Annotated in this window: 19 protein-coding genes; all 19 read right to left on the bottom strand. The window is 60.2% G+C overall.

All coding sequences use genetic code 11. The annotated features are described in order from the left end of the window. Nucleotides 1-282: 282 nt before the first annotated feature. The 19 genes from LOY69_RS06095 to LOY69_RS06005 all read right to left on the bottom strand — a co-directional run bounded on the left by LOY69_RS06095 (nt 283) and on the right by LOY69_RS06005 (nt 19,458). Nucleotides 283-3,372 carry a host specificity protein J gene (locus LOY69_RS06095; RefSeq protein WP_265074255.1) on the bottom strand — a complete coding sequence of 1,030 codons (3,090 nt, stop codon included), beginning with the start codon at nt 3,370-3,372 and terminating at the stop codon, nt 283-285. 60 nt (nt 3,373-3,432) lie between these two features. Beyond that, nucleotides 3,433-4,041, bottom strand: coding sequence for a tail assembly protein (locus LOY69_RS06090; RefSeq protein ID WP_110652371.1), 609 nt, complete (start codon nt 4,039-4,041; stop codon nt 3,433-3,435). A 66-nt stretch (nt 4,042-4,107) separates the two neighbouring features. Continuing rightward, nucleotides 4,108-4,740, bottom strand: coding sequence for a tail assembly protein (locus tag LOY69_RS06085; RefSeq protein ID WP_110652370.1), 633 nt, complete (start codon nt 4,738-4,740; stop codon nt 4,108-4,110). Between the two features lie 55 nt (nt 4,741-4,795). Continuing rightward, nucleotides 4,796-5,572, bottom strand: coding sequence for a C40 family peptidase (locus tag LOY69_RS06080; RefSeq protein ID WP_265074254.1), 777 nt, complete (start codon nt 5,570-5,572; stop codon nt 4,796-4,798). 2 nt (nt 5,573-5,574) lie between these two features. Beyond that, a complete protein-coding gene (locus LOY69_RS06075; protein ID WP_019093175.1) occupies nt 5,575-6,258 on the bottom strand; it encodes a phage minor tail protein L in 684 nt (227 codons plus the stop codon). Nucleotides 6,259-6,325: 67 nt separating this feature from the next. Beyond that, entirely contained in the window at nt 6,326-9,193 is a 2,868-nt protein-coding gene (locus LOY69_RS06070; protein ID WP_265074253.1) for an RCC1 domain-containing protein, read from the bottom strand. Then, a complete protein-coding gene (locus tag LOY69_RS06065) occupies nt 9,190-9,528 on the bottom strand; it encodes a phage tail protein (protein ID WP_047302098.1) in 339 nt (112 codons plus the stop codon). Before LOY69_RS06065 ends, LOY69_RS06070 begins: the two co-directional genes overlap by 4 nt. A gap of 39 nt (nt 9,529-9,567) precedes the next feature. Continuing rightward, nucleotides 9,568-10,974, bottom strand: coding sequence for a phage tail tape measure protein (locus LOY69_RS06060; protein ID WP_265074252.1), 1,407 nt, complete (start codon nt 10,972-10,974; stop codon nt 9,568-9,570). 59 nt (nt 10,975-11,033) lie between these two features. Next, nucleotides 11,034-11,288, bottom strand: a complete 255-nt coding sequence (locus LOY69_RS06055; protein WP_019093181.1) for a hypothetical protein — start codon at nt 11,286-11,288, stop codon at nt 11,034-11,036. 29 nt (nt 11,289-11,317) lie between these two features. Beyond that, nucleotides 11,318-11,668, bottom strand: coding sequence for a phage tail assembly chaperone family protein, TAC (locus LOY69_RS06050; protein ID WP_016964891.1), 351 nt, complete (start codon nt 11,666-11,668; stop codon nt 11,318-11,320). 8 nt (nt 11,669-11,676) lie between these two features. Further along, nucleotides 11,677-12,168 carry a phage tail tube protein gene (locus LOY69_RS06045; RefSeq protein WP_016964892.1) on the bottom strand — a complete coding sequence of 164 codons (492 nt, stop codon included), beginning with the start codon at nt 12,166-12,168 and terminating at the stop codon, nt 11,677-11,679. Between the two features lie 90 nt (nt 12,169-12,258). Continuing rightward, nucleotides 12,259-12,450 carry a hypothetical protein gene (locus LOY69_RS06040; protein WP_019093183.1) on the bottom strand — a complete coding sequence of 64 codons (192 nt, stop codon included), beginning with the start codon at nt 12,448-12,450 and terminating at the stop codon, nt 12,259-12,261. A gap of 67 nt (nt 12,451-12,517) precedes the next feature. Next, complete coding sequence (locus LOY69_RS06035; protein ID WP_265074251.1) at nt 12,518-13,669, bottom strand: glycosyl hydrolase family 18 protein; 1,152 nt, start codon at nt 13,667-13,669, stop codon at nt 12,518-12,520. A 105-nt stretch (nt 13,670-13,774) separates the two neighbouring features. Continuing rightward, nucleotides 13,775-14,818, bottom strand: a complete 1,044-nt coding sequence (locus LOY69_RS06030) for a phage late control D family protein (RefSeq protein WP_265074250.1) — start codon at nt 14,816-14,818, stop codon at nt 13,775-13,777. Nucleotides 14,819-14,879: 61 nt separating this feature from the next. Then, nucleotides 14,880-15,086, bottom strand: coding sequence for a tail protein X (locus LOY69_RS06025; protein ID WP_047302087.1), 207 nt, complete (start codon nt 15,084-15,086; stop codon nt 14,880-14,882). After that, nucleotides 15,061-15,906 (bottom strand): phage tail protein, encoded by an 846-nt coding sequence (locus LOY69_RS06020; RefSeq protein WP_103741615.1) that lies wholly within the window; start codon nt 15,904-15,906, stop codon nt 15,061-15,063. Before LOY69_RS06020 ends, LOY69_RS06025 begins: the two co-directional genes overlap by 26 nt. A gap of 9 nt (nt 15,907-15,915) precedes the next feature. Beyond that, nucleotides 15,916-18,222, bottom strand: a complete 2,307-nt coding sequence (locus LOY69_RS06015; RefSeq protein ID WP_413787140.1) for a phage tail tape measure protein — start codon at nt 18,220-18,222, stop codon at nt 15,916-15,918. A gap of 408 nt (nt 18,223-18,630) precedes the next feature. Beyond that, a complete protein-coding gene (locus tag LOY69_RS06010; protein ID WP_110596493.1) occupies nt 18,631-18,936 on the bottom strand; it encodes a phage tail assembly protein in 306 nt (101 codons plus the stop codon). Between the two features lie 12 nt (nt 18,937-18,948). After that, nucleotides 18,949-19,458, bottom strand: coding sequence for a phage major tail tube protein (locus tag LOY69_RS06005; RefSeq protein ID WP_016965333.1), 510 nt, complete (start codon nt 19,456-19,458; stop codon nt 18,949-18,951). Nucleotides 19,459-19,461 lie beyond the last annotated feature (3 nt).

The following is a 19,461-nucleotide window of genomic DNA, read 5'->3' as shown; positions in this document are numbered from 1 at the left end:
CAAGAGTCGCACCGATAAAGTAGTTATAACCCGATGGAAAATACCAAGATAGGGTAGTACCCGATATTGTAGCCACCGGCCGCATTCCGGTTGTCACAATATCAGGAACCACATCAAACCTAGTAACCCACCCGCTACCAGTCGCAAACTCTGGAACCTGTATTGACCCAGGAGACGTGCCAGTTTCGACAGTACCCAAAACCCTAGTGAGCCTGTCGGTAATATCAAGCACAATTGCACCAGTCAACTTATCCCTTACACGCAGACCAACTAAATCAGACATTAACTAAGCACTCCAAGCTCAACAAGCGGAGGCGTTAGACCATTAACGTACAAACGCCAGTAGCGGTTGGTTTGGGTTACGCGAAAACCGTCGCCCGATCCGTTATTTTCGAAGTTCCCTATTTTATCAAGCTTCCACCCTGCCTGAGCTGAAACGTAGTCATTCGACTGGATGTAGTCACCAATCTTGGCATTAGTAATCGATCCGTTCTCAATAAACGCAGACTTGATATAAGCAGCGTTTCCTTGCACAACGAACGGGTAAAAAACATCGGTGGTGTTTGGGTCGATAATCGCAAATCGACTGGCCGCGATCAGAACCTGGCTGGTGATGATTCCTTGGTTGTTCTCGACCCCGACGCCGATGCCGGCCAGGTATGGCTTGTTGTCGACCGTGAGCTGGGTCTTGATCGAGTACATGGCCGCCAGTTCGGTTTTCAGGGCCTCAACCTCGACCTGAGCGCCACCGCCCGAGTCGATCTTCGCCAGCAACTGCTGGCTCAACTGCGTCTCGGTGATCTGATCGCTGAGGTAGTCAAGAATTGGCCCGGCGTCCGACGATGACTGCCCGGTAACCGGGCCATAAAACGCCCCCACGTTGCCAATGCGATCCACCAGCCGGGCCCAAAAGAAAAACCGCACTCCAGCAGCCAAGCCCATGATCGTCAGATCCGTCTGCGGATAAGCGTAATCACCAAACTTGATAGCCGTTCCGACGTCATTGGTCTGGCTGTACCAGATCTCGGTTCGCTGCAGATCCGCAGTGGCGACACCCGCCGGAATGCCCCACTTCAACTTGATGCCAAACACAATCGACTCGGCGGTGAACGACGCCACCACCGGTGGTGGCGTGGTCTTGCCATTCAGTATCGTCTCGGTAGAAGTCGCGAACACCGAACCAATATCCAGCGAGTTGATCGCTCGAACCTTGGCCACATAACGACCGGCATAGATCCCGCTCACTTCGATCGAAGTCGCACCGGTGCGCCCGGCAAATACCCACTCGCCATCGTTCTTGCGCCAGTAAACCTCATAAGCAATCGCGCTTTCTGGGCGATCCCATTCGATGGTCATGACGCTGACCGCACTGCCCTGATCGACAAAGTGATTGTTGCTCACCCGAACATTACTCGGCGGCCGTTGCACACTCGGCGGTATCACTGTCACCGGCGGCCGCTCAATCCGCGCGCCGTTATCAATCGCGTCAAACTTGCTGGGTACATGCTTGACCGCGCTGATGCTGTATTTGATGGAGTCATCGCTGAAGTCTTCAGCCACCGACAGCACCCGAAACTGTTGGGCTGCCAAGGTCGGCGAATCGATCGCCCACATCGATTGCTCTGGCGGCAGTTCCTCCAGCTTCTTCTCCAGCACCACCCGCTGAACTTCGGCAGGAAAGCCGGTGCTATCAAGGGTGATGTCACCGTTGTCCCAGGTAATCCCCGTGCTGTCCCAGGTCAGTGGATAGCCCACTGACTTGATCACCCGCGAGATGGCCTTGCCGGTGGGCATGATCAGGGTGACGGTGTCCCCCGGATAGGCCTTCACGTCGGCGTCGAGCACCAGGGTATCCAGGGTCGCGGAACGCAGTCGGCCGCCAATCCGGCGCCCTGCCCTGTCGTTGTCCGCCACCCGGATGATCTGCCCAGGGCGTGCGAGGGTGCCATCCAGGCCCACGGCGAAACTCACGCTTTCGGTTTCCAGGCGGTTGGTCAGCAGCGCCCATTTACCGATGCGCTGAGCCTGGGCCTGGGAGGTGCAACCGGTGGCGGTGATTTCGGTCTGCTGCACGCCGTAGCGGGCAATGCCTTCAGGGTCATCGACGTACTGCACCTTCTGCCGGTAGAAGTCCGCCGGATCGTTCCAGCTGACCAGGGCCACGCTGTAGCGGGTCTTTTTCGCCGAACCACCGTAGACGAACTTGCCGTCGACCACGTTGGCATTGCTGTAGGTGTACACCGGGTCTTCCGGCATATCGGCCACGGCCATCACCGAACCGGCGCCCCAATAGGCCATGCCGCGGAAGGTGGTTGCCAGGTCCTGCAGCACTTTCAAGGCGTCGGCACGAACCGACAGGTAGAGGTTGCAAGTGAAGCGTGGTTCGGTACCGCCCTTGCCATCGGAGACCGGCTGGTCGCAGTACTGGCCAATGCGGTACAGCTCCCACTTGTCCACCTGGGCGGCGTTGAGCAGATGCCCCAGGCCATAGCGCTGGTGCAGCAGCAGGTCGTAGTAGATCCAGGCTGGGTTGTCGGTCCAGGCCGACTTGAAGGTGCCATCCCAGACGCCGCTGTATATCCGGGTCAGCGGGTCGTAGTTACTGGGTACGCGGATAATCCGCCCCTGCAGTTCGAAGGATCGGGTGGGGATCGACTGGAACTGCGAGGCATCGAATTGCAGGCCGATGATCGCCGATCCGGGGTAGCGCAACTTGGCGTCGATCACATCGGTGATGGACTCGACACTGGTGGTGTCGGCGATCGCTCCGCTGGTGGAGTTCGGTGTCAGGCGCCGTACACGAACCGTCCAGCCAGCAGTAGCGGCAGGTAGATCGACGCGATGGGAGCGCTCGTACTTGCTCGAGGTCTTGCCGCTGAAGGCTGCTTGCAGCACTTCCACGAAGGCACCGCCATCGGTGGAAAGGTCGATGGCATAGCGCACCGTATAACCGTTGGTGTCGCCATTGCTGGTGTTGGTCTGCGCCAGCCGCGAGACCGCCAGGCGAATGCGCACGGCCGACAGTTGCAGGTTGGTAATGGCCTTGCTCCAGGGCTGGTCACTGCGCAACTCCACCGCCACCGAAGATTCGTTTTCCACCGCCGGGAATCCCGGGATGTAGGTCTGGTCCTGGCTGCCATTGCGGGTCTCGAGGGTGACCCCGGAGAAGTTCAAGCTGCCATCGGCGTTGGCCAGGGGCGTTTCGTTGAGAAACACCGAGCGCTTGCCATTCTTCAAGCCCACGATCTCGCCCTCGCTGACGAGATCGAGGATCCGAGCATAAGCCGTGCTTTGCAGGCTGTCTGGCGCCTCCACGGAGGGACGGGGCTTGGAGCCGCCGCCTTTGCTGCCAGCGAGAGTAAGGTCAGTCATGGCTTTCCTTCAGGCGAAATAAGGCCCGCGCAACGGCAGGCAGGTTGAAGACAGGAGGGGTTAGAGTTGATCTTCGGCGTAGATGCCGGCACTGATCACGGCGCTGCCGATGGTCAACTGACCGTACAACAGGCCCACTGGATGACCCTGGGCGCTGGTGTTGACCGGGCCGTTGAAGCTGTAGCTGGGGCGATTTTCCGGCCGATCCTGAGCAGCGAGCCCCTTTGGTAGAGGCGCCAGCATTTGCATGACGCCCCCCATCGCCATGCTCGCCCCCGTCATAAACAGAAACGAGGCAGCAGGGCCGGTCAGGTATCCAAAGGGGTTGAAATAAGCCACGGCCATCAACACCGCGCCCAGAATGGTCTGCAATCCACCGGCGCGCTTCGAACCGCTGAGGACCGGGGCGATGCGAATCACTTCTTTGCCCAAAGGCTGATGAATATCGGTCTCGGACAAATTGCGCCGTCCATTGAACACCGCGAATCGCAAGCCTTGGTCCGCGCTCTGCAGCATGTAGCGCTCGAAGCCGGGGAACTGACGGAAGTACCCCATCACCTCCTTGAAGCCACCCGTAATGGCCACTCGATGCTCACGTCCGAACATCTTTGCCAGGGAGCCGGACAACAGCACGGTTTGCATCTTTTGTCGTTCTACGGCCAAGCCCATGGGGTTCTCCTGGCAATAAAAAACCCGCCAAGGCGGGCTTCAAGTAAAGGGTGGACCCAGCCGGGTTCAGAGCTGGTCCTGGGCATAGATCCCGGCGCTGATCACCGAGCTGCCAACGGTCAACTGACCGTACAGCAACCCCACCGGATTACCCTGGGCACTGGTATTGACCGCACCATTGAAACTGTAGCTGGCGCGGTTGTCGGGACGGTCCATGGCCCCCAGCCCCTTGAGCTGCGGAGACATCATCTGCATGACCCCACCCATGGCGAGGGCGATGCCCATCTGCGCGGCCATGGTCCAGCCCGTGGTGCCGGTGGTGCCTATCAATGTCGAACTCCCCCCCGCAGCAAACATGCCCCCGGAGAAGTACGACGCAGCCACCACCAATGCGACCCCAATGATGGTTTGCAATCCACCTGAACGCTTGCTACCGATCAATACCGGAGCGATTCGGATATCACTGGCACCACAGGGGGCATTCAAGCGGTCGTGACCGATGTTGTCGCGGCCAAGAAACAGCGAGTAGGTCAGTCCGCGGTCCTTGGACTCCATCAGGAAAGCCTCGAACCCCGGAATCAGGATGCACAAGGCTCTAACCGCTTCCGAGGCATTACTGACCGCCAGCCTGTGCACTCGGCCAAAACGTGCGCCCAGAGTGCCGTAGAGACGGATGACGCGGATTTTTTGCTGATTCATCACATCACTCCCAGGAACAAGATCCCCGGTTGATTTCAAGGAAAGACGATGCACTTCAATCCATCGCCATAAGCTGGCGATGTCGCCAGATGCTGACTGTTACCTCGTCCCAGTAACCACCATAGGTGTCCCGTTTGCTGTCGCGTCCATAGAGGTGATGCAGGATCGAGCCTGGCGCGGGGAAGTGCTCCGGCTCGCTCTTGAGCACGCCGTCAGCCAGATAGATCGCCGCATGATTGGGCACCGGCGAGCGGATCTGCATCAGCACCACATCGCCTTGGCGCAGGTCATTGACTCGCTCGAATCCGGCCTGAGGCAGATTCTCTAAATAAAGGTTGCCGCCCTTGTCCCACCAACCGTCTTCACGCTGGTAGCTACCCAATTCGATACCCAGTTCACGACGGTAGTAGTCCAGGATGATGCTCAGGCAATCGTGAATGCCGTGGGCAAAGGCTCGGCCAATCAACGGCGCTTGATACCCCGTGGGCAGCAGACTCGCCCAGTCGCCCTTGTGCAAAGTGCCGTCATCGTCCTTGCGCACTTCCAGGATGTGCCAGGGCAAGCCCGACGCCTCGCAGGCCACCCGATCCGCCTCGCTGGGAGCCGGTGGATAATCCGGGTGACTGTGGATCACCGCCAGCACCTCGCCGCGCTCTTCCGCCGCCGCGTAATCCTCGGGGGCCAGGCGAAAATGTTCGCTGGGCGTGACAGCGGTGTTGCGACAGGGCACGTAGACCCGCTTGCGCCCCTCGCGGATCAGTAGCCCGCAACATTCCTTGGGGTACTCGGCCAGCGCGTGGCGCTCGATGGCGGCCCGATTTGCCTTGTTCATGCTCAGCTCCGTAGCAACCCTGCCGCTGGAAACGAACCGAAAGGCAGCGGGTTGTTTTCACCGAAACGCAGCTTGCAGCTGCTCAACCGACCACCACATTTATCCTTGGCCGCATCGGTGACGATCACATCGTTGAGATCCGCTACCGGACCACCGTTGTAGCCGCAATAAGGCCCGCGATAGCCTCCACAACTGAGCCACCAGCAGACGTTGGCAACGATTTGCCGTCGTGGCAGTTGCACACCGTTGAAGTCCAGGGCGCTGGCCAGTTCGAACTTCACCACTTCGTTGTCTTCGCTAGACTTGCGCTCGACATACCAGATGTCTGGCGGCAACTCTTCTTCGGGGTCGGCTTCAGGCTGGCCATCCAGGTACTTGCCTAGGGTCCGGTGACGAATCAACCGGGCCCCGACCAGGTCCTCGAAATACAGCACCAGGGCAGTGATGAAACCGCCGACGTTGCCGACCGACAGCGTCGGAGTCGGCTGCGCGCCCTTGCCGGTCATTTCAAAACCCTCGGCCTGAATCGGCCAGGGTGAGTACTCAAGCCCCTGCCAGAAGATCGACGACTGCTGGGGGTAACCGTGAAAGCGATAAAGCTCGGCGCCGAGGCTGGTGGCGTCGAGCTCAAAAAGCTCCACCCACGCGCCTGGCTCCAGGGTCTGGATATCGGCCGTGATCGGCATAGTGATTCCTCGGGCAAAAATAAGCCCACACAGGGCGGGCAGGGGGTAACTCGCAGCGGTTTAGCGGCTAAAGCATCCAGTTAGGTTTCATTTGCAAAGGAACCAGGCAGTCAACTGCAGCGTTAGAGAGGTAAACCCCGTATTGGCCCTGATGTCCCCAGCCGTAGAGCATGCCCTCGTTGTCTATGGCATAGACAACCGTTGCTCCAGCAGCGGCATGCGAGGTACTTAAGAAGCCGATACTTTCGATAGTGATTGGTTTTCCGCTATTGCCCAGCTTGGGCAGTGTTACGAGACTTGGCGTGCTGAGAGTTCCTACTATCCCCCTGCCACCTTCGCCATAGCCATTGACCCCCATGTGGTAGACATCCCCTGCGATAGTCTGGATGTACATAGGGAAACAGTAACTGTAATAAGGTCGGTCGTAGTCGAGGGTCATGATTTTTTTGACCTTGCGATCAGCCGTGGTTCCGTCAAACGTAGGATGTTTGGTGGGCGACGAAAGATTAGTGGTATTACCAGTACCCAAAGCCGAGTTGCCATTATGGCCCCAGACCCAAAGCGCACCTTCGTTATCCACCGCATAGCAGGAGCCCACCCCTCCACCACAAACGCTCAATTGAGAGAATGTCAGCGAGATTTTGAAAGGGGTCATCAAGGTATTGGTGTTGCCGTTCCCCAACTGGCCATAGGTGTTAATGCCACAGGTACGCATCGAATCAGTAAATTGAATCACAGTAAATCCGTTGGCATTCGCAGCACTGTCCGCCCACCCACTTCCCCCTTTAATACTGACCAGCTTGGCAATTTCGTCCGCCCCCCCCCAGGCGGCAGTCACATCGGTGAACGAAACAATATTGGCCGGAGTAGCAATACCGGCCTGACCCTGACCGTTGTAACCACTCACGAATAAGCGGTTGTCAGAGGTCTGGATCCAGGTGCGTCCAAATGAACTACCAACGTTCCACACCTGTTTGACATTCCCCCTGCTGGGTATATCCCAGACTTTCGTCCAAACATTACGTGATGTGGTATCCCCAGTGCCCAAGGCCCCGTATCCGTTGTAGCCAGCGACATACAAGCCATCTGCCTTGCGGATAACAGCCTTGCCTCCATCCCAGTTATGGCCCGAGTTGGATTCATGGAAATAAACATCCAGTACATCCCCCGTAGACAAGCTCGGAGTAAGAACAATCGACACATGCCCCATGCCTAACTGGCCATTATTGTTATATCCCCATACCCACAACTCGCCGTTATTCAGTAAGGCATAGGCGTTATGGCCAACAGCCCCTGCCTTGACCACAGGAGAGGTACTGGGAATGTTCACTCGACTGAAATTGTTCAGTCCATAGAACGTGGTCAAAGCGTTAGGTCCACGGCCTGCGCTGTAGTTGCCATACACCCCCGCCGCCCCGCAAGTAGACCACAACACCCCATTGACAATCGCAAAGACACTGTTGACGTTGCAACTACTCATCCATATAGGTTTTACAGGCCCCAGGACAGCCTCCATGGCTGTCACTCGCTGAGCGTTGTTGTCCACCTGAGTAGCCAATGCAGGGATATTGACCTCACCAGGGGCAGAAGCAGAGGCTGCAGCCATGGTGATCCAGATCACGGTGGAGTTGGCCATGCGGGTTTCTGCGCCAACCCGAGGCGTGCCATTGGAACCATCGGATACCGCACCAGCAGTGTAGGCAGTCCAGCCTGTTGCCACCGTCACGTTTCCAACTTGGGTGCTCTGATTGGTATCACCACCGAACATCGGGTTCAATCCCGTCGAGTTGCCTCCCCCCCCATTTACAGGGGTTCGATGCTTCATGCCTTGCACTTGGTCAGCCTGGTGCATTCCCACGATGCCTGTCGAATTCAAGCCGTATCCCCGATAGGTAACGCCGCCGACACCACGCTGGTCGTACTTGCCATTGTCATCCGGCATCCGGAAGGTCGTGGAACCGTCACCACTGGAATAGCAACCGCGAAATACGGAGTTGGACTTCCATTGCTCATCCGATACCGATGCGTCCTGAACTTTTGCCCACAATCCCGGCCATACGGCGCGCTGCAAAATCTGTCCAGAACGCTCGACAAAGCCTGCAGGAATCGTGTCCGCTGGCAAATTCCAGGGAATCGTCGCTCCCACCGGCAAACCAGTACCGCTGCTGACTTCCTTGAAGGTTCCATCGCTGCACAGGAAGCGGTCTTTATCCGTTTCCAGCTGAGGCGGCGCAGGCACCAGCCCCTGAGTACCGGAGGCGGTGGCGGTCGCTCCGCCCATGGGGGCACGATAGTAAGCCGCAGTCTGGCCTGCCAGCTTGTCCGAATCGATAGCCTTCTCGCTCTTGCCGAGTTTGGCGTCGACCTGCGCCTGCAACTTGGCAATGCCTTGCAACAGCGTATCGCTGGCGACGACAGCAGCGTTGACCGGCGCTCCCAGGCCCGTCAGCGTCGTCGAACGCACACGCGCCGCTGTGAAGTACTGGTTGGTCGCCCCTTCCGCCACCTGATCCGTTGACCCTGGGGAGGAAGGGATCAGCACGAAGGACAAGCCATTCCAGCGATATTGCTTACTGGGATTGCTCAGGCTGCCACCATCATTGACCGCGATATAGATCTTCCCGCTCTCACCCGTCGCTGGAAAACCGGCCAGCGTCGCGAACTCCAGCACATCACTGGGTAACTGCGACTGCGGTACTGTTCCATTGACCAATTGAGCCACAGTGGCTCCTAGAGCTGATGCCGGAATCGCCGCATCAGCCTTGGCCTTGGCGGCTAAAGCCTGTTCAACACCCTGCTCGGCTGTGGCCTGTGCTGTTGCCGTACGGGTGTCCAGCTCAGCGAAATTTTCATTGATAGTCTGCCCCCCCGAACGCAGGTTTTGCCCGGTGCCATCGTTGGGAGCACTGCCAAGGTGGATCGGATCGATAGTCATGGATGAAATGCCTGTTCAAAAGTTGCGCTGAGCGAGTAAATCCCTGCGCCCAACGGCGAGGGCTGGTAGGTCTTGCAGCGGTACAACCCCTGCTCGCCCAACGGCGGGGTCCAATAGAAAGGCCTGGCTCCTTGATGGGCGTCGATGAAGTTGATGATCGGCTTGATCTTCTTGTCGTCACCGACAAAAGTCAGCGGCCAGGACTGGGTCTTGTTGTTGATCCCGTCCTGGACAACCTGCTGATAGCCATCACCAAAGCGCGCCGACTTGAGGCGAAACTCGACGCTGCCCACGGGCTCGATCTTGGGTACCCAAGTGAATGTTTCGATAGTCATGTCTTTTCTCCGGGCGTGAGCCGTTGCGGCCGCTGGAAATCAGCGGCCGTTGATGACGGACCAGATCTGGCCGCCCGGTTTCAGGTCTCGGGCAATCTGTTCGGCCGCGCCCTGCTTCGCCGCGCTGGCGTAGGCGTTGGCCAGGCTCTGGGAGTTCGTGCCTGCACCCGAGGCACCGGTCTGTCCGTCGGGTACGTTGATGGTCTGCTGGATGACCACCTGCTGGTTGCTGGTGGTGCCGGATTGTCCCCCGCCCAGCGCAACGACCCCCAACGAGCCATCGGAACCACGACTCAGGGGCATGATTGCTTCTGGTCCGGCCTCACCGAACAGGGCCATAGGAGCCAGAGTCGGACCGGTAGCAACACCATTGGTGAAGACACCACCGTTGGCATACTTGAAGCTGGAGTCCAGGCTCAACTGAGGATCGAAGGTGTAGCTTGAGGAGCCGACCGAAGCGGTCGTTGGGGCAGGCGCAGCAGTAGAACCAAACCATCCCATGACCGCCGAACTGGCCATTCCAAACAACGAACTCAACGCTTTGGACGCCGCCGTCTTCGCCGCCAACATCGCCATGTCCTTGAGCACAGACTTGGCGAAATCGGAAAAGGAGAACTTGCCCGTGGTAGCGAACTGGAGGATCGCTGCATCCATCTGCTCAAACGCACTGGTGAACACCGCCTTCGACTGAGCGGCGACGTTACCGGCGTTGTTCATGTAGTCATCCAAAGCCGACGAGGCACCATTTTTCCAGTCGCCGAGTGCTTCGCTCATCTGTACATAATTGCTTTGAATCTGCAGGGCCATGTCACTGTGCTTGGTCTTCAGCTCATCAAGCTTGGTGGCATAGTCGTCGCCCTGTTCGGCCCCACGGCCATAGGCATCTCCCGCCGGGAACTTGATCCCCGACTTGTCGGCATAGGTCGCTGGCGACTGTGCCGCGCCTTGAGGAAATTGCTTATCCAGAGCCTTACGCGCCAACGCATATTCTTCATCGTTCGCGCTAAGTTGGGCGGCCAGCGCCTGTTGACGACTCCCCCTGCCTAACTGAGAGACAGCTAGAGCACCTGAATTACGCAGTTTCTCCATCTCGTCGGAGTAGGCCCCCAGTTTTTTTCCAGATACTTCCAGGGATTGCCGGTACTCGGTTCCAGCACTTTTGTTCTGCTGGAGCAGTGCGCTCAAGGAACTTTGACTCTTTACAAAATCATCGGCCGCTCTGGCAGCCGGGTCATAGGCCTTACGCAGGCCATCAAAGGCATTGGAGGTAGCGCCCAACGCGGAAGCAGACGAAGTCGCCAGCGCCTCGGCAATTTTCTTGCTGGCCTCCTCGACACGCCTCTGCATGCTGCGCATGCCTTGGTCGGTAATACGCTGGGCCTTGTCCAGGGCCCGCTCCAGGCTGCCAAGGTCCAGCTGCAGATTCCCTTGGGAAGCAGTTGCCATAGGTTTCTCCGGGTCATGAAAAAACCCGTCGAAACGGGTTTGGGGAAAGTGGCCTGAGGTCAGCGCCACTCGTTCATTGCACGTTCGAGTGACAACCCCAAACGTTGTTCGTGAGGCATGAAGTCCAGCAACTCCGCCATGCCTCCGCCCAGCCGGTGGGTCTGCAGCGCCACCAGGGCACTGCCCGCCTCCAGCCGCCTACCGGTATGCAAGGAACCATATCGGTCGATATAGCGCCCCCACGCCAGGGCTTCCTGGTAGGTCATGCGTTCCTTGGCTTCGGCAATGGTCCGGCCGCCGACTCCGTTCAGCACCAACTCGTGCCAGAACTCATCGGCGGCGGTCAGTTTTTTGCCGCGGCGCCACCGGTGCCATTGACCTCATTCACCGCATTGAGAATCAGGAACCCCAGGGACGGCTCCAGCCCGTAGGCATCGTCGTAGCTGAGGGCTTCCGAGCCGTCAGCGCCCAAGGCCACCGACGCGGCGATGTAGCGGGCATTACGGCTCAGCTCGCTGTCACTCTCGGCAAACAGGCGCTCGATAACCCCGAAAGACTGCCGGCGAACATGCAGGGTCAAGGTGTCGGTCACTTCCTTGCCAGTCTTGCTGTCAAGGTGAGTCCAGCTCACCTGTTTCTTCACGGGCAGGGCATCGACGATGCCGCCCTTGGCTTTCAGCTGCTTGAGGTTCATGGCGTGGCTCAGGCCTTCTTGATCCAGGTGGAACCGCCGGTGCGCTGAATGGTGACGGTGGTGGTCACTACAGCGTTCAGGGCGAAGTTGAACGGGAAGTCCGAGACGTAGCCGTCGAAGGCGAACCAGGTACGGGTGGTGGGCAGTTCGAAGTTGTCACCCTTGGTATTGAGGGTAGGGACTACACCCTTGCCATCGGACCAGCCCACGACCCATTTGACGCTGGTATCGCCATTGGCTTCGGACAGTTGGTGCAGGCGGATATGGCTGGCGTTGGCCGGGTCGGCGTTCAGCCCGAGACTGGCAGTGCCTGGAGTGCGCAGGCCCTTCTTGTAGCTGCGTTCTTCAGCGTTGAGACTGGTGTCTTCGATCTGCTCGGCGGGTGCACCGCCCGGGTCGAAGGAAGTGGCGTGCTCGATTTCCAGCACGGTGTAGGGGCCGCTGCCGGAGACAGGCGGAACCAGGGCAAAGATTTGCGTACCTTGGGTAAGAATCGACATCAGGTGTTCTCCATCAAACAATAAAAAACCCGCGACGGCGGGCTGTGAGTGTTACTCGGGGAGGAAGCTCAAGACGCTGGAACCCTGGGTTCAGGGAGCCGGCGAGCCATCCAGATAAGGGGGCGCGTTGGGGTCTGGCTCGCGACTCTTGATCAAGTCCACCAGTGCCTGATTGCTCTGCGCCAGCAGGCGGATCGCGCTGTTCAGGGCGGCCTGTCCATCGGTCTGGGCCTGGAGCGCAGCGATCAGTCGATTGATCGCCGCAAGGTCTTCGTCATTCATGGGGGCAGTACTCTCTATCCGTCGAACGTTACCCGGGGCAGTCCCGGAACTCTGGTACCGGCCTGGCTCACTCCCGCCCCGCCGGCAACAGCTCAGCACCGACCTTGAGCCCCGCCTGCAGCGCCGTCCAGAACTCGGCATTTTCATAGCCCATGGCCCAGACACTGGTACCACCCAGGCCCAGCTTGGTCATCAGCGCGGTCTTGGTCTTGATGCTCGCGGCATCGTCGTACCAGAGCACCGGTTGCGCGCGCTCCGGGGTCCACTCCACGCCATCGGCGAAGCTCTTGAGCGGCCCCCAGGTGGCGTAAGGCGTTGCGGAAGCGGCGTCCCGGTGGGCGACGGCGCGGTGCTCGGCAATCACTTCCTGATAGGCCGACCAGTGCACTCGATTGCCAATGCTGTAGTCCTGACCGTAGGCCGGCAGCCCGGCCAGGACCTTGCTCGGCGCAACTTGCGACACGGCGTAGCTGAGCAGCATCTGCTGCCAGTCGGCACCGGACACGGGGCCGGGCCAGGCTTCGTCGTGGAAACCGCCACTGCTCCAGCCGGGGCCGACCTGGTCGTAGGTCATGACCTGGAAGTAATCCACCGCCGCGCCCAGGGCCTTGTAGTCGTAGCCTTGCAGGTACTCGGGCTCGCGGTCGCTGGACTTGGGCGGGACGCTGATGATCAGTTTCTTGCCGCTGGCATGCAGTGCGTTGCCCAGGGCTTTGACATAGGCGGAAAAGGCCTTGGCATTCCTCGGTTCGACCTTTTCGAAGTCCAGGTTGATCCCGGCAAAACCGCCCTCCTTGGCCAGCCTCACCAGTTGCTTGATGCTGCCGGCACTCAAGCTCTTGTCGTTGACGATGGAGTGGGAAATCGCCGGGTCGAAATCAGCAATGCCTTCGTTGTAGTCGGAGACGGTGGGGTACAGCGGCAGGGACTTGGACTGGGCGAAGCGAATGATGTTTTCGCTGGTTGGGTTCATCCCTTCCTGGTGCAACTGGCCGGTGACGGTCAGCCCGTAGATGCTGCCCAGACCGACAGCAGAAAGGTGGCGGTGGAACGCTTGCAGGTTGCTGTAGGACGCTTCGACCTGGCCATCGGTGTAGGCCAGAACAAAGGGCCCGGAATGGGCTGCGGTTGCCAGCAACAGAGTGCAGCCAGCGATCAATGCCTGAAAAAAATGCCGGATGCCTCGCTTCGAGGCCGGGCTGCTGAAGCCTGGATTCATGAATGCTCCTGCGGACTTTCCGCGTGGATTGAAAGGAAGTGAATGCTGGATCGGGGACGATCCGAATGAGCCGCTCGCGAGGATGCTCGCGGCACCACTGAAGGGTTAAAGCTGCACCACCCTGAGTGGTTTTTTGGCGGGGGTTTTCTTGGCCTTGGCTTTGGCCTTGCCTTGTTTGCCGCCGTTACATTCGACCGTGGTGCTCCACCCCGACGGGTTGAACAGCTGCTCCACCGAGTCCACCAGGTACTCGCCGTCCAGTCCGGCTTTGAAGCCCTGGGCATTGATCAGGCGCTCGGCAAACAGATCGGTGCGCCCGGGCATTTCCAGGCGCAGGCTGGCGCTGCTGCGGTTGAAGGCCGCCAAGCGGGCCTTGGCCGCTTGCTCGGCGGCGGACTTGTTGGGGTACAGGTGCCGATCGATGTGCACCGCCGGCACGCTGGCCGGTGAGTCGCTGTTGCCCAGGTCGATGACCTTGAGCGTGCCGCTCTTCGGGTCCTGATGCTTGGTCTGCACCGCCTTGTGGGTGCTGCTGTCACTGAGGCGGAACTGATAGCGGCTGACGTCGCGACGGCTGAGGCTGACAACGCCCAGGGCCTTGCCGCTGGCACTCAATCCAGACTGCCGGGGCAGCACCAGCAACCTGCCTTCGGCCACCTTGGCGGTACAGTCGTACTGCCGGGCCAGGCGGGTGATGAAGTTGAAGTCGGACTCGTTGAGCTGGTCGATCCGCGGCACCTTGGTCGCCACCGGACAGACCGGCTGCCAACCGTTGCGGGCCGCCAGATCGCGGACTATCTGCGCCAGCGCCACGTTCTCCCAGCTGCCGCTGCGGGTGGTCTTGCCACTGCCGCGCATGTCGCTGGCCTTGCCGCGGATCTCGATGGAATCCGGCGGTCCGTTGACCACCACTTCATCCACCGTGTAGCGCCCCAGGCGGGTCAATGCCTGCCCGGCATAGCCGAGGAACACTTCGATGGCGGCGCCACGACTGGGCAAGGCGACCGCACCGTCACGGTCATCGATGCGCAGTTCGAACTCATCCGCTTCCATTCCCGGTTTGTCCAGGGTGCGCAGGGTCAGCAGCCGGTCATTGATCTGCGCGGTGATGTCGCGGCCATCGGCGAGGATACGAAAGACCGGGGTCATGGCCTGTGCTCCAGAAAATGAAGACCCCGCACGCAGCGGGGTCTGTTGAGTGGAGGCAAGGTCAGTCCCATAGCTGAACCATCGCCTCTGTGCGAATCGGCAGCTCCGGTAGCAGGATCAGTACCCCGGCCCGAAAGGGTTGTGGCTCATCGGCCAGGCCCTGGTTGGCGTCCAGCACCGCCTCGACGCTGCCATTGAGGTGCCCGTAGTAGCGATGACACAGGGTGTCGAGCAGATCACCGTCAGAGGTTCTGCAGGTCGTTGCCATAGCTCACAAACTCCAGTGAAAACCCTTGTTTGCGGGGAATGCCGCCCGCCAGCAGGTGGCTCTGTTCCTCGTCGATGCTGGTGAGGCACCAGGTGCCCAGCACTTCACCGTAGCCCGTGGTCAGACTCAGGGGCTGCAAGCGCCGGCCAATGCTGCGCAACGCCTGCAACTGCCCCAACCCACCCTTGAACCCGGGAAAGATCGCGCCCTTGAGGGAGATCTTGTCGTCGCCCTGCCCCACCGCCTGCTGCGCGATGCTGCGGCTCAGGCGCTCCTGGGCCGCCCAGCGAAAGCCGGTTTGCCGGCGCAACTCATCGAAGGCCGCGGTATCGAGGTTGAAGTAGAACGGCTCGGCCGCGGCCCCAAGGGGCTGCAGAATCAGCAGGTGCGGGAAGGGTTTCACCGCCTCCGCCGCCGGGGTGTCCTGAGGCGCCAGCGCGCCGGAAGGAAAGATATTGCCCAGGGCCGGGCTGATCTGCCCGCCGATGCGGTTGATCGCCGCGCCGGCCTTGGCCACCTGCTCCTGCAAGGCGCCAAGACGCTGCTGCATCTGCCCCGCCACGGTCACGGCCTGGCTGTACTTGGCCGCGACTTCACCCACCGCCGACTGCGCCGCGCCGATGCTGCGCATCGTGCGTTGCAGCTTGGCGCCCAGCACCGGGCCGACCCAGGGCAGATTTTCCAGCTCCGAGGCGGCGCCAGTGATGTCGCTGATGGCGCCGTTCATGGGCCCCAGCATTTCATCGGCGCTGCGCCGCCCCGCCTCCGCTGCCGCCACCAGGGACGTGAGCCCCGATTGCAGCTGTTCCATATAGGCCATGCCGCCTCCTTAAACGTGTGCCGCGTCGAACAACTGACGACCTGCCGCCTGACGGCTGTATTCGTCGAACTGAAAGCGCAGATAGGGTTCCAGCTCCCGGGCCAATTGCGCCGGATCTCTGACATCGCCCTGCACCGAAATCGACAGATAAGGCGCGAAGCTGAACTGCTGTTCGATCGAAGGTGGCGTCGCCGATGTGAACGGCTCCGCCGGTTTGAGCAGCGAAGAGGTCGATGCCGACGGCGACGGGCTGGCCATCGAACGCACGGCCTGCCCCATCAGCGGAGGTGTCTGCCCCGGCTGGAAGGACTTGGCGATATCGCCCATTACCGGCGGGATGTTCTGCCCGGCGTTGCGCATCATCAGCGGACCGGCTGCGGGCATTCTCTTGAGCGAGTCGTCGGAGCCGAACATCGCCTTGCCAGCATAGGAGCCCAAGGCTCCACCGCCCCAGTAACCAAGAGCGCCACCGATGACGGAACCTATGGCGCCGCCAATGGCTGTTCCAAGGCCTGGCACGACAGAGCCAATGGCAGCCCCGGCAACAACCCCCGCTTTGGCCCCGGCCAATGTGCCTGCTAAACCTCCGAGCGCACCGCCATAGCCTTCGGCCTTCTCATCGCGGGTCTTGGCATTCTGATAGGTGTCTGCGATCTGCAGACCGGCATCCAGTATCGACAGGGCACCACCCCGCTTGAATAACTTCTTGCCGTTACTCCACAGAGACTTCAAGCCGCTTCCGACAACCTGGGCGACTCTCATCCCAGCATTGGCAAGGCGACTCAAATTGCCAGGGCTGAATACATTTTTCAGTGTCTGGACAATGCGACCGAGCACGCCACGCTTGGGTCTTGCACCACCGGGGCCATTGCCGCCTTTGTTGCCCTTCTTGTTCCTACCACCGTCCACGTCGAAATCACCCGCGCCCATTCCCAGCGCATTGGTGACAAACACGCGCTGGACAACGTTGGGGTCAACCTTCAACCCACCACGCAAGACATTGATCAGGCCCTTGCCCATGGTGTAGACGGCCATGAGCTTTTTCACCGCGACATAAGCAGCGCCCAGGGCAACCACACCCTGCACCAACGATGGGTTCTGCTCTGCCAGTTCGGTCAGCTTGCCAACCACAACCGTGATGTTTTTGGCCACCAGATCCGTCGCCGGTTGCAGGGCCTCTCCCACCGCACGCATGCCATCGTCGACCGCCTGCTCGCTCTCCTTCCACAATTGCGCGGAGGCTTGTCGACGCTCGGCCAGGTTCTTGTCGAGAACAGCCGAGGCGCTCAACGAGTCCTTCTTCACTTGCTCATACTGCTGCCGGCCCTGGGTCTGGGCCAGCAAGGCCGCCTTGATCTGCATATCGGTAAACAGGTCACCGGTACGCAGGGACTCTTCCAAAGCCTCAAGCATGGCCTTGGCCTTGGCCGGGTCTGTTTCCTGGCTGATCTTCGCCTGGGCCTCGGCCATCTTCGCCGCCTTGGCCGGGTCGATGGCCCTGACGTAACGCATGGCCAGGGCAAAGCTCGCCTCCAGGCTCGACATGCCCTTCTGGATACCGGTGTTCAGCGAAGCCTGATAATCAATGCCAGCGTCTTCATAAGCCTTGACCGCCTCACTGGAGCCGATTTTCTCGATCCAGTTCTGCAATTGGCCAGCGGCCTGATCAGCACTGCCCGCAGTGTTCATCTGCACTTGCAGCATGGACCCCAACTGACTCACCGCCTCCATGCCGGTGAGTCCTTCCGCGCTCGCGCTCTTGAGCAGCGCCGGGAGCAAGCGCGCCATGTCGGCCGCCTCGAAATTGCCGGCCTGCCCCTGCAGGGCGATGGCCTCAAGAGCCTGCTCCATAACCTTGGGATCGCTGATCCCAGCCTTCAGCTCCAGGGCCCGCATCAGCTTCGCGGTATCGTCGACACTCGCGCCCTGCCCCACTGCAAACTTGGCGGCCAGCCCTGTGTAGCCTTGCGCCTTGTCCAGCGACATGCCGCTGGCCATCATCTGGCTCACCAGAGCCGCCACATCGTTACGGGCCATGCCCGTGTCACGGGAGGTCTGAATGACGGTGCGGCTCAGCTGCGCTTCCTGAGGCTGGTTGACCACATTGGCCTTGATCGCCATGTCGCGGATCAGCGCTTGATAATCAGCACTGATCTTGACCGGGGCGCGGAGCTTATCGACGCCAAACTTTGCCCAGTCATAAGCCGCCTTGAAGTCGGCCTTGCCCTGGGCAACCTGCTGCAGTCCTCGGGCCTGAAGCGCCGAGCCCCGCGCTACATTGCCCAGCGCTTGATATTCCTGGCGCAGCTTGTGCACCTGAATCCCCTGCCGGCGCAGCCCATCCCGGCTCTCCTCCAACCGGCGCAACAGCCCGGCCGCGGAAGCGGCGCCGGTGTCATGGGCCTTTTTCCATTCATCCTGCAGGCGCAGGGTCTGGCCAATGGTCTTTTCCAGCACCCTGGCCTTGCTGCCCTGCTGTTCCAGCTGCTTGATCCGGCCTTCCACCGTCTTGAAGGCGGCGTCCCAGGTCGAACTGAGGGCAGTACCCACTACCACCAGCCCCGATACCAGTTTGTTCGCCATGTGCTTCTCCTGATCCTTGGGTGACGGGCTCAATCCGTGAGCCACCAGACCATGTCGGAAAACCTCATGGTCATGATTTCCTCAGCGGCGAAATGCAGCTCGCGAGCGAGCCGTTTCGCCGCCACCTTCATCACCGCCGGATCAAAGCTCGTCGTCTTGCACCAGGCGAAAATAGCCGGCCTGCAGGCGCTGATAGTCCTTGAGTGCCATGCTCTCCAGGTCCTTGGTGCTGATTTGCGCGAGGCTGGCAAACAGCATCAGCTCGCGCTGTTCATCGTCACCAACGCCGGCCGCACTGGCGGCGCGCACATCACGCACCGTCGGCGCTCGCAGGGTGAGCCGGTCGCAGACCACGCCGTTCATCTCTACCGGCTTGCTCAGCGCCACCACCACGCTGTCGCTGCTCAGGGTCATCCAGGCCGGGGTCTTGTCGATTGCTTGAGACATGAGGTGTCTTCCTTACAGGCCCAGGGCCGAACGTTGAGCGGCGAGCTGGTCGACGCCGTTGATCACACGCTTCATGCCCAGGGCATCAATCTCGTAGATCAGGCGACCGTCGACTTCCAGCTTGTAGTAGGTCAGGGCCACGTTGTGCTTGATCTCGGCCTTGTCGCCGGATTTCCAGTCGCCCATGTCGACCTCCTTGAGCAGGCCGCGCAGGGTCACGATCACCGGGGTGACCTTGCCCTTGAGGCCCTTGAAGGCGCCACGGAACACACCGTTGAAGCCGCTGCCATCGGCCAGGCCGAACATCTTCAGCGACTCGCGGCGCACGCCGGTGGTGGTGAAGCCGGCCTCTTGTTTCTCCATGCCCATATCCAGTTCCACCGGCACATCCATGCCACCGACGCGGTGTTCCTCGGTCTTGAGGGTCAACTTGGGCAGGGTCAGGCTCGGCACGTCGCCTTGAAAGCTGATGCCATCGACGAACAGGTTCATGTTCGCCAGGGTTTCGGGAATCATTGCCATTAC

The sequence above is a fragment of the Pseudomonas sp. B21-059 genome, from assembly GCF_026016285.1.
In the GTDB taxonomy this organism is placed as follows: Bacteria; Pseudomonadota; Gammaproteobacteria; order Pseudomonadales; family Pseudomonadaceae; genus Aquipseudomonas; species Aquipseudomonas danubii.
This window is presented reverse-complemented; position numbering and strand designations above follow the sequence as displayed.